The organism is Dyadobacter koreensis, assembly GCF_900108855.1.
GTDB lineage: Bacteria > Bacteroidota > Bacteroidia > Cytophagales > Spirosomataceae > Dyadobacter > Dyadobacter koreensis.
This window is the reverse complement of sequence record NZ_FNXY01000009.1, coordinates 116,649-130,690: the sequence shown is the minus strand read 5'-3', so window position 1 is coordinate 130,690 and position 14,042 is coordinate 116,649. Positions and strand designations below refer to the sequence as shown.

General features: G+C 40.0%; 10 protein-coding genes. 7 read left to right on the top strand and 3 right to left on the bottom strand.

Features of this window, described 5'->3' with window-relative positions:
* Positions 1–90 precede the first annotated feature (90 nt).
* Both BMY70_RS31400 and BMY70_RS25755 read left to right on the top strand, forming a co-directional pair.
* Positions 91–204: a DUF4160 domain-containing protein gene (locus tag BMY70_RS31400; RefSeq protein WP_229209779.1), complete on the top strand. Its 114-nt coding sequence runs from the start codon at positions 91–93 to the stop codon at positions 202–204.
* Positions 205–314: 110 nt separating this feature from the next.
* Positions 315–518 carry a hypothetical protein gene (locus tag BMY70_RS25755; RefSeq protein ID WP_090340190.1) on the top strand — a complete coding sequence of 68 codons (204 nt, stop codon included), beginning with the start codon at positions 315–317 and terminating at the stop codon, positions 516–518.
* 92 nt (positions 519–610) lie between these two features.
* Here BMY70_RS25755 and BMY70_RS25750 read toward each other — a convergent pair whose 3' ends face one another.
* Complete coding sequence (locus BMY70_RS25750; protein WP_090340188.1) at positions 611–1,522, bottom strand: DUF1338 domain-containing protein; 912 nt, start codon at positions 1,520–1,522, stop codon at positions 611–613.
* Between the two features lie 277 nt (positions 1,523–1,799).
* Here BMY70_RS25750 and BMY70_RS25745 point away from each other — a divergent pair, with 277 nt between their 5' ends.
* From BMY70_RS25745 to BMY70_RS25735, 3 genes are all read left to right on the top strand, one after another.
* Positions 1,800–4,124: a PSD1 and planctomycete cytochrome C domain-containing protein gene (locus tag BMY70_RS25745; RefSeq protein WP_090340185.1), complete on the top strand. Its 2,325-nt coding sequence runs from the start codon at positions 1,800–1,802 to the stop codon at positions 4,122–4,124.
* Between the two features lie 134 nt (positions 4,125–4,258).
* Positions 4,259–5,716 carry a DUF1501 domain-containing protein gene (locus BMY70_RS25740; protein WP_090340182.1) on the top strand — a complete coding sequence of 486 codons (1,458 nt, stop codon included), beginning with the start codon at positions 4,259–4,261 and terminating at the stop codon, positions 5,714–5,716.
* Positions 5,717–7,900 carry a chitobiase/beta-hexosaminidase C-terminal domain-containing protein gene (locus BMY70_RS25735; RefSeq protein WP_090340178.1) on the top strand — a complete coding sequence of 728 codons (2,184 nt, stop codon included), beginning with the start codon at positions 5,717–5,719 and terminating at the stop codon, positions 7,898–7,900. It begins immediately after the preceding gene.
* 8 nt (positions 7,901–7,908) lie between these two features.
* Here BMY70_RS25735 and BMY70_RS25730 read toward each other — a convergent pair whose 3' ends face one another.
* A complete protein-coding gene (locus BMY70_RS25730; RefSeq protein ID WP_090340175.1) occupies positions 7,909–8,649 on the bottom strand; it encodes an MIP/aquaporin family protein in 741 nt (246 codons plus the stop codon).
* A 159-nt stretch (positions 8,650–8,808) separates the two neighbouring features.
* Between BMY70_RS25730 and purB the strand changes: the two genes are divergently transcribed.
* Positions 8,809–10,164, top strand: coding sequence for an adenylosuccinate lyase (gene purB / locus BMY70_RS25725; protein WP_090340172.1), 1,356 nt, complete (start codon positions 8,809–8,811; stop codon positions 10,162–10,164).
* 164 nt (positions 10,165–10,328) lie between these two features.
* A complete protein-coding gene (locus BMY70_RS25720) occupies positions 10,329–10,907 on the top strand; it encodes a Uma2 family endonuclease (protein ID WP_090340168.1) in 579 nt (192 codons plus the stop codon).
* An 84-nt stretch (positions 10,908–10,991) separates the two neighbouring features.
* On the opposite strand, the gene BMY70_RS25715 is transcribed toward BMY70_RS25720, so the two are convergent.
* Positions 10,992–13,541, bottom strand: coding sequence for an adenosylcobalamin-dependent ribonucleoside-diphosphate reductase (locus BMY70_RS25715; protein WP_090340163.1), 2,550 nt, complete (start codon positions 13,539–13,541; stop codon positions 10,992–10,994).
* Positions 13,542–14,042 lie beyond the last annotated feature (501 nt).

Here is a 14,042-nt window from a genome sequence, read left to right as displayed (position 1 = left end):
AAAATTGATGCAGAAAACTGTAACTTTATGTTTGAAATTAATTTGGAAAGGATGCCTTAAATATCCCGTTTTTTTGGAGTTATTATTTATATGTATTTTAAAGACCATTTGCCGCCGCATTTTCATGCAGAGTATAATGGTCAGGAAGCCCAATTTTTCATTGAAACAGGAAATATAATTGTGGGAGATCTTCCTAGAAAATAAACCAGGCTTATTCAGGCGTGGGTTGAATTATATAGAGAAGATTTGTTTAAAAATTATTTAGAGTCCCAGAAGGATAGCGGGCAGTTAAGAAAAATAAAGCCATTACAGTAATGAATCCACGAGTCAAAAAAATTATATCGATTGATAATTTCTCCATAAAAGCTTTATGGAGTGATGATCAAATCAGGGTAAACGATTTCTCACAATTTCTATCAGAATATTTTGAGAAGAAGGATAGTGCTTATTTTAAAATTCTGAACGATTCCACTTTCCAAAAAGCCAAAACGGACGCACGATATATTGGGAAAATGTAGCTGAAATGCTAGATACAGATGGGAAACTGATTTTCACACCATTGGATTTTTGTCCTGATGTTTTATTCGATGAATCGGTTTTAGCTGATTAATTACTTCCCCGTCTGCGTCGTATAAGTACTCTCAAAAATCTTATCTGCGTTCGCTGCTTCAAAGCCATCCCGGCGATTTTTTCTTGAAATTTGATCAATAGGCAGATTTGTAAATTCTGGCAGAATTCTTCTTTCTGCAAACTCAACATAAGAACCTGAAATTTTATAAGTCTCACCATTTGCAAATTCCGCTTCGATCATTTGTGCAACAGTAGCACTTTGTATCAAACCGCCATCAGGACTGGTTTTAATTTTTCCTCCTGATGTGTTGAGTATAATTCCATGTTTTTCAAGAAAAATATTGAAATCAGCCACCGTATTATATCCTTCGGGTAAATTGTGCACGCTGATCGTGAAATGATTCAGATAATACCGGTTGTAAATCACCCAGGCGGCATATTCGCTTTCCTTTAACAAAGTCAGATAATCACTCAACGTTGGTGTTCGCCAGAGAGGTGTATGCAAAAAGGCATCAACAGCTTCGCCATTATTTAAGTCGAGATTATCCACCGGATCGCTGACAACTTCATCCGTATAACTTTTAATAATACGCTGACTTTCTTCTGAGAGGTCAGCCACCCGAAGTTCGCTGACAAAAATCCTCGGATCTGTTTCCCGTGGAGGGCTGTACCACCATGCATCGAGTTTTTTTCCTTCGAAGAAATAATGATCCTTTTTTTCGTAACCGTAATGGAGGAAAATTTTTTCAAAAGACTGGACACCAAGCTGCGGAACGCCCATGGTCCTGAAAGCGATATGATCGTTTTCTATATTTGTTTCCTGATCAATAATCCCTTCTGAAACCATGGCGTTCAGAATTATCCTGACGTCAGGAACCCGTTCTTGGTAGCGGTGCATCAATCCGCCTAATACAATATCCAGCACTTCTGTATTTTGATTTGGAGCTGACATATAGGTTTTTTAAATTTTACTGGTAATGATTTAAAAGAGATTCGTAATATTTTAAACTATTACCTGTTATCAGTTGATTATACTGTGAAGGTATAAACTATTGAAATTTTCTATATTTAAATAAAGAAAAAATAATTTTGTACCTATGTTCATACATGATCAGCATTTTATCTCGTTTTATTGAAATAGTTTAAAATATTTTGAGTATAATTATAACACAAATTATTTTCTCTTGATACATCATAACTGAATTCAATACTAACAACGTAATAAATAGATGAAGAAGCGACTCTTCTTTTTAGCTGGAATAATTTTCACTGCAATTCTGGGGATCGTCTCTTGTTTTCAGAAGAATGGCAGTGCTGCGAAGAGATCTTCCGAGGAAGTTGTTAGCTATAATTTTCACATTCGTCCGATTTTATCTGATAAATGTTTCGCCTGTCATGGACCCGATGCGAATAAAAGAGAGGCCGGGCTTCGTCTGGATATGGCCGAAAGTGCATATGCAAAATTGAAAGATGGAAAAGGAGCTGTTGCCATTTTTCCTGGCAAACCTGAACAATCAGAATTGTACAAAAGAATAACTTCTCTGGATCCCGAAATCCAGATGCCTACACCTGAATCTCATTTGGGGTTATTGAATGAATCCGAGATTGGTCTGGTGAAAAAATGGATTGAACAGGGCGCGAAATATGAAAAGCACTGGGCTTTCACCGCTCCTTCATTACCAAAAATTCCGGAAGTGGATAAAAAGGACTGGCCAAAAAACGAGATCGATTATTTTACGCTTGCCAAGATGGAAAATTTGGGAATTAATCCCAATGAAGAGGCCGATAAAAGTCATCTGTTAAAAAGAGTTGCGCTTGACTTAACTGGGTTGCCTCCTTCGATCGAACTTCAAAATAAATTTGCCGCAGATAATAGTGCCAACGCTTACGAAAAAATAGTCGACGAGTTGCTCAGCCAAAAAACATATGGTGAGAAAATGGCCCTGCATTGGCTGGATGTTGCCCGTTATGCCGATTCTTACGGTTATCAGGATGACGAAATCCGGACTCAATGGCCATGGCGCGATTGGGTGATCAATGCATTTAATAAAAATCTTTCATACGACAAATTTCTGACCTGGCAGATTGCAGGCGATATGCTGCCAAATGCCAGCAAGGAGCAAATTCTGGCAACCGCTTTTTTCAGAAATCACAAGTATACCGAGGAAGGCGGCGTGATTCCGGAGGAGTACCGGATTGAATATAATATCGACAAAACGAAAACTTACGGAATGGGGATTTTGGGCCTTTCCGTTGAATGCGCCCAATGTCATGATCACAAATATGACCCGATTTCCCAGGAAGATTATTACAGACTTTTTGCCTTTTTTAATAATACCAAAGAAGTGGGTTATGAAGGAGATGTGTCACAATCGAAGCCTGCAAAAAATCCGATTATGAGTATTACGGATGATGAGGCGAACAGGGTTTTGACCTTTATTAATCGTCCGGATACGAGCAGATTAATGGTTTCGGTGATGGGCGAACGCGATACTTTACGGGCAACGCACATTTTGAACAGGGGAGTTTACGACGCGCCCGGAAAAGTTGTTACCGCTTCCGGACTGCCATCGGTCATGAAATTTGATACTACTAAAATTCCTCAGAATAGGCTTGGTTTGGCAAGTTGGACTACCAGCAAGCAAAATCCTTTGACGGCCAGAGTTTTTGTCAATCAGATTTGGCAGGATTTATTCGGACGGGGAATCGTAAAAAGTACAGGTGATTTTGGTATGCAGGGCGAGTTGCCGACGCATCCTGCCCTGCTCGACTGGATGGCGGTAGATTTTATGAATCATGGCTGGGATATCAAACGGTTGGTCAGGCAGATCGTGACTTCCAGCACGTATAAACAATCAGCCAAACTTACCAAAGACAAGGAGAAACTCGATCCTGATAATATTTATCTTTCGCGTGGACCTCGTTACCGTTTGCCGGCGGAATCTGTGCGTGATATCGTTTTGTCAAGCAGCGGATTGTTAAATTCAAAAATCGGCGGGCCAAGTGTGAAACCATATCAGCCTAAAGGACTATGGGAAGCAGCGACTTCCGGGCGGGGACAGCTAGCAAAATATAATCAGGATCATAATGACGCGCTTTACCGCCGGGGAATGTACACGTTTATCAAACTTACCGTTCCGCCGCCTTCTATGATCATTTTCGATGCCAGTAACCGGGATCATTGTGAAGTGAAACGTTCAAAAACCAATACGCCTTTGCAAGCTTTGGTGATGCTTAATGATCCGGCGGTTTTGGAAGCATCCAGAGTTTTGGCGGAGAAAATGTCCTTAAAATCTTTATCACCAGAACAGAAAATTACGGAATCATTTCAAAGAATTGTTTGCAGAAAACCATCGGACAAAGAAGTTAAATTACTGACGGAATATTACAACGACGAGTTGTCATCGATTGGGAAAAATAAGAATCAGGCGCATAAGATTTTGAATGTGGGCGAGTATCCACATGAATTGAAAGTGAAAGAAAATGAAGCAGCAGCGTTGATGAGAGTGATTAATACCTTGTATAATATGGAAGAGACGATCACTAAATCCTAAGACCTAAAACTTAACCGCAATAGACGCAATGGTTTACGCAATGGACGCGATTGAAGTCCAGTCTTGTGTCTATTGCGAAACCCATAGCGTCTATTGCGCCGGGCCGCCGGTGCGGTTAGAAAAAAAACTGAAAAATGGAAAAACCGATTTTTGATTTTGGTTTGAATACGAACCGCCGGCATTTCTTATCCAAATTAAGTTTGGGTTTAGGAAGTGCTGCCTTAGGTTCCCTGCTGATACCTGATATGTTCAAAGGTGGAGGCGAGAGCGATGTAAATGAGCTTATGGCTGGATTGCCACATTTTGCTCCCAAAGCAAAACGGGTGATATACCTTTTTCAAAACGGTGCGCCCTCCCAGCTGGATTTGTTTGATTACAAACCGATGCTGAATAAAATGCATGGACAGGATTTGCCAGAATCCATTCGGGCAGGTCAAAGGTTAACAGGTATGACAGCCAACCAGGCAAAATTTCCACTTGCAGGTTCAGTATTTAACTTTGCCCAATATGGAAAATCGGGGGCATGGATGAGCGAGTTACTGCCGCACATGTCCAAAATTGTCGACGATCTTTGTATTATAAAATCACTTAATACGGAAGCTATTAACCATGATCCGGCTTTGACCTTTTTCCAAACCGGCGCTCAGGTTGGAAATCGTCCGAGTATGGGTTCCTGGTTGAGTTATGGTTTAGGGAGTGAAAACCAGAATTTGCCAGGATTTTGTGTGCTTTTGTCGCGTGGTAAGGGAAATGGACAAGGGGTTTATTCTAAATTGTGGACCAACGGATTTCTGGATTCTGTTCATCAGGGCGTGCAATTCAGCAGCGGCGAAAATCCGGTACTTTATCTGAACGATCCCGATGGAATGAACCGGGAAGAAAGGCGCAAAATGCTTGACAAACTTTCCCAGTTAAACCAAAATACTTTTGATGAATTTGCAGATCCCGAAGTGACGGCGAAAATTCAGCAATATGAAATGGCTTATCGTATGCAGACCGCTGTGCCTGAAATCACCGATATGAGCAAAGAGCCGGAGTCTATCGTCAAAATGTACGGACCGGAATGTCTGGTGCCAGGAACTTATGCTGCCAATTGTCTTTTAGCAAGGAAGTTATCTGAACAAGGCGTTCGTTTTATTCAGCTTTATCATCAGGGCTGGGATAGTCACGGCGGATTGCCAAATGAAATTAAAGGTCAATGTATGGATGTTGATCAATCGTCCGCCGCATTGATAACAGATTTGAAACAACGCGGATTACTGGATGAAACACTCGTGATCTGGGGAGGAGAATTTGGTAGGACGAATTATTGCCAGGGTACTTTAACAAAAGATAATTATGGCCGTGATCATCATCCAAGAGCATTTACGGTCTGGATGGCTGGCGGTGGTGTAAAACCAGGTATTGTATATGGTGAAACGGATGAATTTGGATATAACATTGTAAAAGATCCCGTGCATGTGCATGATTTCCATGCAACGATATTAAATCAATTGGGCCTGGATCACGAAAAATTAGTTTACAAACATCAGGGACGCCGTTACAGGCTTACTGATGTTGCTGGCAAGTTAGTAAAAGGAATTATTGCTTAAATGGAGTCAGCATCACAACCGAATGGCCGTTCTTTTTCAAGTTGGAAGGGATGGATTTATAATTTTGCCTTCTTCCTGAACGGCCTTTTAATTTTTCTTTTACTTTTTGAAAACAGGTTTGTAGTGCCTGTTTGGATGCAATCTCTGGGACGTATGCACCCGTTGGTTTTGCATTTCCCTTTGGTTGTCTTAATGCTTTATTCGTTCTGGATTCTTATTATTGAAAAGAAAGAATCCAGCAAATGGAATGAGACTTTGGCCGATACACTTTTATTGATCGGTATAGTAACTGCTGCAATTGCTGCATTTTCCGGTTTTGTACTATCACAAGAAAGTGGTTATGAAAAAGATGCAATTTTCTGGCACAAATGGCTCGGTATAATAATCTCAGTTGCCAGTATTTTTTGGTATAGTTTTCAAAAATATTTGCCTCCCTGGAAAATTCCTGCAAAAGTTATTTCTGTATCGCTGCTGGTCATGCTTTTAGTCGGCGGACATTTGGGCGGAAATATTACACATGGAGAAGATTTCCTGACGGCGCCTATGCAGCTTGCCGTAGTTGAAAATGACAAAGTAACCTTTGAAGAAGCAAACGTTTACACTGATCTGGTAGAACCTATTTTAGAGCAAAAATGTATTTCTTGCCATAATGCGCAAAAATCCAAGGGCAATTTGCAAATGCAGACCAAGGAATTGTTTGCAAAAGGAGGGAAAGAAGGAACGCCCTGGGATACCACAAAAGCTGACCTGGGAGTTTTATTAACCCGCGTTCATTTGCCTCTTGACGACAAAAAACACATGCCGCCGAGAGGAAAAGCACCGCTTACCGATGATGAAATTGCTTTACTGGAAGCCTGGATAAAAGGCGGTTCACGGTTTGATGAGATGGTGAAATCCGTCAGTCCTCAAAACCCGATATATAGTTATGCGCAGAATGTTCTGGCAGGTTCTGAGGCAGAAGAGAAATATGATTTCAGTGCTGCAAGTCCGGATAAAATTAAAGAGTTGAATTCAACCTATCGTCTGATAAAGTCCGTTGCAGCTGAATCACCGGCTTTGGCTGTGAATTTTTACAATCGTGCTAATTTCAAAAGTGAAGATATCGCTGCATTGGCACCTTTGAAGGAACAGATCATTGCAATGGATCTAAGCAAAATGCCTGTGAAAGATGAAGATCTGAAAACAATTTCGCAGTTTACCGAGTTGCGAAAACTTATCCTGAATTTTACAGATATTACCGGTTCTGCCTTACCTGAGTTAAAAAAATTGACAAAACTTAAAAGTTTGTCAATAAGTGGTACGAAAGTAAAACTGCCGCAAATCCAGGCACTTTCAGAAATTCCTGCTTTGAAAAATGTCTATGTGTGGAATACAGATCTGACAAAGCAGGAAATGCTTGCTTTGAAAAAGTCTTCTAAAATCAGTTATGAAACTGGCTTTGCAGGTGATACTGTTGTGCTGAATCTGAATCCTCCAATCATAGAAAATGAAGATCCAGTGCTTAGCGAAAATACATTAATTAGTATGAAACATCAGATTCCGGGAACTGTTATTCGATATTCATTGGATGGAAAAGAGCCGGATAGCACAACTTCGACGGTTTATAACAAACCTTTTCCAGTTGATAAAAATACAAAACTCATTGCGAAAGCTTTCAAAAAAGGTTGGTATGGAAGTAAGCCGGTCGAGAAATTTTTCTTTAAATCTACTTTTCATCCTGATAGCGTGAGGTTGATTACAAAAGCAGATTTAAAATATCCGGCACAAGGAAATAAAACATTGAATGATGGTATTAAAAGTGATAATTCTACTTCAAGCGGAAAATGGCTGGGGTATCGCGATCAGGATTTGCAGGCTTATTTATATTTCAAAAAACCGGTTAAAGCGCAAAGTGTAACGATCAGTATGCTCCGGAATGTTGGTGGTTATATTTTCCCGCCAACCAGGATCGAAGTTTGGGGAGGCAATGATGAAAAAAGGATGAAATTGCTTAAGGTACTGACCCCAAAAATGCCAGATAAAACCACTCCAAATTCAGAAAATATGGTATTTGATTTTGATTTCCCTTCACAAGAAATCAGTTGTTTAAAAGTCATTGCAAAACCTTTGGCAAAACTTCCTGCATGGCATCCGGGAAAAGGTGAAAAAGCCTGGGTTTTTATGGATGAGGTTTTTGTCAATTAACATAGAACTCAAAAAGAAAACATTCTTAAGATAAAAGCTCCGACAATGGCGCCTAAGATAGGCCCGGCAATGGGAACCCAGGCATAACCCCACTCAGAAGATCCTTTTTTGTGGATTGGTAAAATGGCATGAGCAATTCTTGGCCCTAAATCCCGTACAGGATTAATGGCATAACCGGTCGTTCCACCTAAGGATAATCCAATACTCCAGACCAGCATACCGACAAGATATGGCGCGACGCCCGAAGGAATCGGTCCCCGCTGCACATCGGAAGTTCCGGAAAAACCAATGGCTGCAATTCCAATAATTAGAATAATTGTAGCGATAAATTCACTTAAAAAATTGGCTACTGGTGATTTGATCGCAGGATTTGTAGAAAAACAAGCAAGTTTGCTGCCCGGATCTTCAGTGGCTTTCCAATGAGGCAGATATTGAAAATAAACGAGTACTGCACCAAGAAATGCACCAATTAACTGAGCAGTTATAAAACTGAAAACATTACTATAATCATTTTTCAAAACAGCAAATGCTATCGTCACTGCCGGATTTAAATGCGCTCCGGGACTTCCGAAAGCGTTGGCAATAAAAACACCAAACATCACCGCAAATGCCCACCCAGCTGTAATAACAATCCATCCTCCATTTTCCCCTTTTGTCTGCTTCAAAACAACGTTGGCAACGACGCCGTTTCCTAATAAAATAATGATCATAGTGCCGACCAGTTCTCCGATAAATGGGGTTTGCTGCATGAGGATGTATTGTGATAAAGATTTGTTAAGCAAATATGTAAATAGTATCAAAATAACCTAGACAAATACCAAAAAGAATATTTCATACCTGTTATACAAGTTTCTCCTCGTGATTTCTACTAACTTTGTATCAAAATTTATCTTTCTGCATTGTAAATCATGTCATTAAATCAACTTACGGCAATCTCGCCGGTCGACGGTCGCTATTATAAGCAAGTATCTGAGCTTTCTTCTTATTTTTCTGAATATGCCTTAATCTATTACAGAGTATATGTTGAGGTAGAATATTTCATCGCGCTTTGCGAAATCCCGCTTCCTCAGCTTTCAGAATTTGATAAGAAACTTTATTCTTCTTTACGTAAGATTTACGAGGATTTTAATGAAGAGGATGCACTTCACATCAAGGATATTGAGAAAGAAACCAACCATGATGTAAAGGCGGTTGAGTATTTTATCAAAGAAGAATTTGAAAAACTGGGTATTGAGGCATACTCGGAATTTATCCATTTTGGTCTTACTTCTCAGGATATAAACAACACAGCCATTCCGCTTTCGTTGAAAGATGCTTTGGAAAGAACGATCAAACCATTGTTCCGCCAGGTTCTTTTTGTGTTGAAAAGAATGTCAATTGAGTGGAAAAATATTCCAATGCTTGCTTTCACCCACGGACAGCCAGCTTCTCCGACGCGTGTTGGAAAAGAATTTCTGGTATTTGTTGAGCGTCTGGAACGTCAGCTGGAAATGTTAGATAAAATCCCGCATTCGGCGAAATTTGGTGGTGCAACAGGAAATTTCAACGCCCATCATGTAGCCTATCCAAAACAGGACTGGATGGCTTTTGGAAATCATTTTGTTGATGGATTGGGTTTAAAACGGAGTCGCCATACCACACAAATTGAGCACTATGATAACCTGGCAGCGATTTTTGATAACCTGAAAAGAGTTAACACAATCCTGACAGACCTTAACCGGGATATGTGGACTTACATTTCCATGGGTTATTTCAAACAAAAAATTAAAGCGGGTGAAGTTGGTTCATCAGCTATGCCACATAAAGTAAATCCGATTGATTTCGAAAACTCGGAAGGAAACCTTGGATTGGCTTCAGCTTTGTTCGAGCATTTTGCTCAGAAGTTGCCAATTTCACGTCTGCAGAGAGATTTAACAGATTCAACGGTACTTCGTAATATTGGTGTTCCGTTGGCGCATCAGGCGATCGCACTTAATTCTTTAATCAAAGGGCTAGGTAAATTGGAGCTTAATGAAGATATGCTGAAAGCAGAACTGGAAGAAAACTGGGCAGTTGTGTCGGAAGCTATTCAAACCATTCTCCGTCGCGAGGCGTATCCAAAACCATACGAAGCGCTTAAATCGTTGACACGTACAAATGCAAAAATCACACACGAATCGATTTCGCATTTTATCGAAACGTTGGATGTTGCTGAAAGTATTCGCGAAGAGTTGAGACAAATTACTCCGTTTAATTATTTGGGAGTTGTTGAGGAGACGAAGTAATTGATTTAGTTTTCATTCCTGGTAAGAAGTTAAGAAGTCAACACTGGTTATGCCCGGTGTTGACTTCTTCTGTTTCAGATAATATTGTTAGCGAGGAATGAATGATAATTAATCAAACAGGCATTTGTAATATCTTTTCTTTATTTTTATAAAAAAAGATTCTTATGCGGTTAGCAATCAATATTCCTCAAATCGACGTATTTTCTGATGACGAGCTCTATTCATTTTGCAGAGCTAATCCTGAATTGCGTATTGAGCGAAATGAAAAAGGTCAAATTATCATTATGCCACCTACCGGAATTGAAACAAGTTTTCGAAATAGCGATTTGTTGACTGAGATTAACCTTTGGAATCGTAAAACGCGTTTAGGTCGCGTATCAGATTCGAATGGTGGTTACACATTGCCTGATTCTTCTATGCGCGCACCGGATGTTGCGTGGATATCGAATGAGCAATTAGCATTATTACCGTTATCCGACCTCAAAAGATTTGCACACGTATGTCCTGATTTTATTGTCGAGCTTATGTCGGAATCGGATGAATTGTCAGATTTGAAGGATAAAATGGTTAAATGGATTGAGAATGGTATACGACTCGGCTGGTTGATTGATCCGAGAAAAAGACAAACTTATGTTTACAGAGCAGGAAGTGGTATTGATTACGAGGTTGTTTCATTTGATGAAAAACTGTCCGGCGACGATGTGCTTCCGGGACTGGAATTGAAACTTTCGGATATTTTCTGATCAGAATTTTAAGATATAAAAAAAGAAGTCAACCTTTTAGAATTGACTTCTTTGATTTACAGTGTATTATAATTTATTAAATTCTCAACCACACTTCGAAGAACCACAATCCTTGCAAGTCAGACAGCCTTCCTGGTAGAGTAAATTCGTCGAATTACAATTCTGGCATTTTTGCTTTTTAACTTCCGTTCCATCCGGAACATAACGTTTCAGTGCACGGGCCACACCATTTTTCCAGGTATTAATTGATTCGTCCAGTTGCAAACTGCTGATCAGATCAACGACTTTTTCAATCGGCATTCCATGGCGTAATGTACTGGATAGCAATTTTGCGTAGTTCCAATATTCAGGATTGAATTTATGAGATAGTCCTTCAATCGTCGTTTTATATCCACGCGTGTTTTTGTATTGGAAATCGTAACGTGAACTTCCGTCAGCTTCACGGTTTTTAATGATCAAACCTTCATTAACCCATCTTGGTATCAAAATTCCGTCTTCATCATCAGCAAAACCAGTGAAAATTTCATATGGTCTGTCATCGATCAAACCGATAAAAGCGATCCATTTATCTTTTTTGTTTTGGAAACGAACAATCTCAGCTTCCAGAATCTGTGGTCTTATGGTTGGGAACGGCGTGTTGCTGATTTTATCTTCTTCTTTTTTCTCCTCATTTGAAATCAAAACACCTGAACGTGATCCGTCGCGGTACACCGTAACACCTTTGCATCCCGCTTTCCAGGCTTCCAGATAACATTCACCAACCAATTCCTCGGTTACATCATTCGGCATATTGATCGTCACACTGATCGAATGATCCACCCATTTCTGGATTGCACCCTGCATTTTTACCTTTTTCAGGTAATCTACATCATTGGATGTTGCTTTGTAATATGGCGACTGTTTTACCAGATCGTCCAATTCTTTCTGACCATAATTTTTTGTCAGATCATGGCCGTTCACCTCCATCCATTGTTTGAAACGGTGGTGGAAAACGACATATTCTTCCCAAGAATCACCAACCTCATCCACAAAATCAACACGTGCGTCCTGATCATTCGGATTCACTTTTCTTCTTCTTTTGTAAACTGGCATAAATACCGGCTCGATACCAGAACTTGTCTGAGACATCAAACTGGTTGTACCCGTAGGAGCGATCGTCAAAAGCGCAATATTTCTACGCCCGTGTTCCAGCATTTCGTAATAAAGCTGTCCATCCGCTTCTTTTAAACGAAGCATGAACGGATTATTTTTCTCTCTGTCTGCGTCAAAAATGGTGAATGCACCACGTTCTTTTGCGGTATTCACAGATGAACGGTAAGCTTCCAGCGCAATTGTTTTATGGATTTCAACAGAAAATTCAGAACCTTCGTCGCTTCCGTAACGCAAGCCAAGCGCAGCCAGCATATCACCTTCGGCTGTAATACCAATGCCAGTTCTTCTGCCTTCTCTTGCCTTAGTCTGGATGTTCAGCCAAAGATTTCTCTCCGTGCGTTTGATTTCATCGTCCTCCGGATCTTCGTTTATTTTTTCAAGAATGGCATCAATTTTTTCCAGTTCCAGGTCTATAATGTCATCCATCATACGCTGCGCGGCGTTGATGTGTTTTTTGAAAAGCTCCCAGTTGAAAGATGCCTTTTTAGTGAAAGGATTTTCAACGTAAGAAAATAAATTGATTGCCAGCAAACGGCAGGAATCATACGGACATAACGGAATTTCGCCGCATGGGTTGGTCGAAACCGTTTTGTATCCCAGATCGGCATAACAATCCGGCAAAGATTCCCTGATAATCGTATCCCAGAACAAAATTCCAGGCTCAGCCGATTGCCATGCGTTATGAACGATTTTTTTCCAAAGCGCAGTGGGGTCGATTTCTTTGGTATAAACCGGAGTTTTGCTATCGATCGGGTATTGTTGTGTATACGGCTGTTGCGCCTCAACGGCACGCATGAAAGCGTCATCAATACGTACAGAAACATTCGCGCCGGTTACTTTGCCTTGTTCCAATTTGGCGTTGATGAAATCGCCGGAATCGGGATGTTTTATCGCAACCGAAAGCATCAAAGCGCCTCTTCTTCCATCCTGAGCCACTTCACGGGTGGAATTTGAAAAACGCTCCATAAACGGAACAATACCAGTTGAGGTTAAGGCAGAATTTTTAACAGGCGAACCTTTTGGGCGGATGTGTGACAAATCATGGCCAACGCCCCCACGTCTTTTCATCAACTGAACCTGCTCCTGGTCGATTTTCATGATCCCGCCGTAAGAATCTGAATCGCCGTTATTTCCAATCACGAAACAATTGGACAGCGAGGCAATCTGATAAGGATTACCAATTCCGGTCATCGGGCTTCCCTGTGGAATGATGTATTTGAAATCTTTGATCAGATCAAAAATCTCATCTTCCGTCATTGGATTTGGATAACGAACTTCGATTCTCGCAATTTCACTGGCGATACGACGGTGCATATCGTTTGGTGTTGCCTCGAAAATCGCTCCGTAAGAATCCTTTAATGCATATTTATTAACCCAGACCCGTGCCGCAAGATCGTCGCCTTTGAAATATTCCAGCGATTGCTGATAGGCTTCATCTGATGTGTAAGTGGTTTTATTTTCAGATGGTTTCGTTATTTCCATATTCTATATTTTTAGTCTTTTTGAAGTATAGCCGATTTATCAAAGTTAATTATTTGTTAAGTTTCCTAAACATTAAAATTTAAAAAGTTTTCAAAAAATAATCATAATTAACTATATATCAGTTTGATACGTTTTTTATATCGTTTAAAAGTTTGCAAATAATTATTAAGCGTAATTATTTTTGAAAAAAGTTTGTTGGTGAATTCTTTTTTAGCGGTATCTGTCTGATAGAGCTAATTTTAGAGAATTAAAAGTTGCAAATTCGACTTGGGTTTCACTGATAATAAAAAATCCCACACTGTCTGGCATGGGATTATATTCTATGCAGCAAATAAAATTCGCTTTTTGATTTATTTGTAAAGTCGTAGTTGTTTGAATCTATTTCATCTTGTCGTATATCCTCACAAATCGTTCCTATGGAACGTTCTTTTCAGAATTTAAAATCGACTTCTACCGACAAAACGTCCCATCGGGACGACTGGTTGGTAGGAATAGTGATAA

What these genes read in the sequence shown, in the direction of transcription:
- BMY70_RS31400 (WP_229209779.1), top strand. Translation starts at nt 91, where the DNA reads ATGTATTTTAAAGACCATTTGCCGCCGCATTTTCATGCAGAGTATAAT.
- BMY70_RS25715 (WP_090340163.1), bottom strand. Translation starts at nt 13,541, where the DNA reads ATGGAAATAACGAAACCATCTGAAAATAAAACCACTTACACATCAGAT.
- purB (WP_090340172.1), top strand. Translation starts at nt 8,809, where the DNA reads ATGTCATTAAATCAACTTACGGCAATCTCGCCGGTCGACGGTCGCTAT.
- BMY70_RS25755 (WP_090340190.1), top strand. Translation starts at nt 315, where the DNA reads ATGAATCCACGAGTCAAAAAAATTATATCGATTGATAATTTCTCCATA.
- BMY70_RS25730 (WP_090340175.1), bottom strand. Translation starts at nt 8,649, where the DNA reads ATGCAGCAAACCCCATTTATCGGAGAACTGGTCGGCACTATGATCATT.
- BMY70_RS25745 (WP_090340185.1), top strand. Translation starts at nt 1,800, where the DNA reads ATGAAGAAGCGACTCTTCTTTTTAGCTGGAATAATTTTCACTGCAATT.
- BMY70_RS25720 (WP_090340168.1), top strand. Translation starts at nt 10,329, where the DNA reads ATGCGGTTAGCAATCAATATTCCTCAAATCGACGTATTTTCTGATGAC.
- BMY70_RS25735 (WP_090340178.1), top strand. Translation starts at nt 5,717, where the DNA reads ATGGAGTCAGCATCACAACCGAATGGCCGTTCTTTTTCAAGTTGGAAG.
- BMY70_RS25740 (WP_090340182.1), top strand. Translation starts at nt 4,259, where the DNA reads ATGGAAAAACCGATTTTTGATTTTGGTTTGAATACGAACCGCCGGCAT.
- BMY70_RS25750 (WP_090340188.1), bottom strand. Translation starts at nt 1,522, where the DNA reads ATGTCAGCTCCAAATCAAAATACAGAAGTGCTGGATATTGTATTAGGC.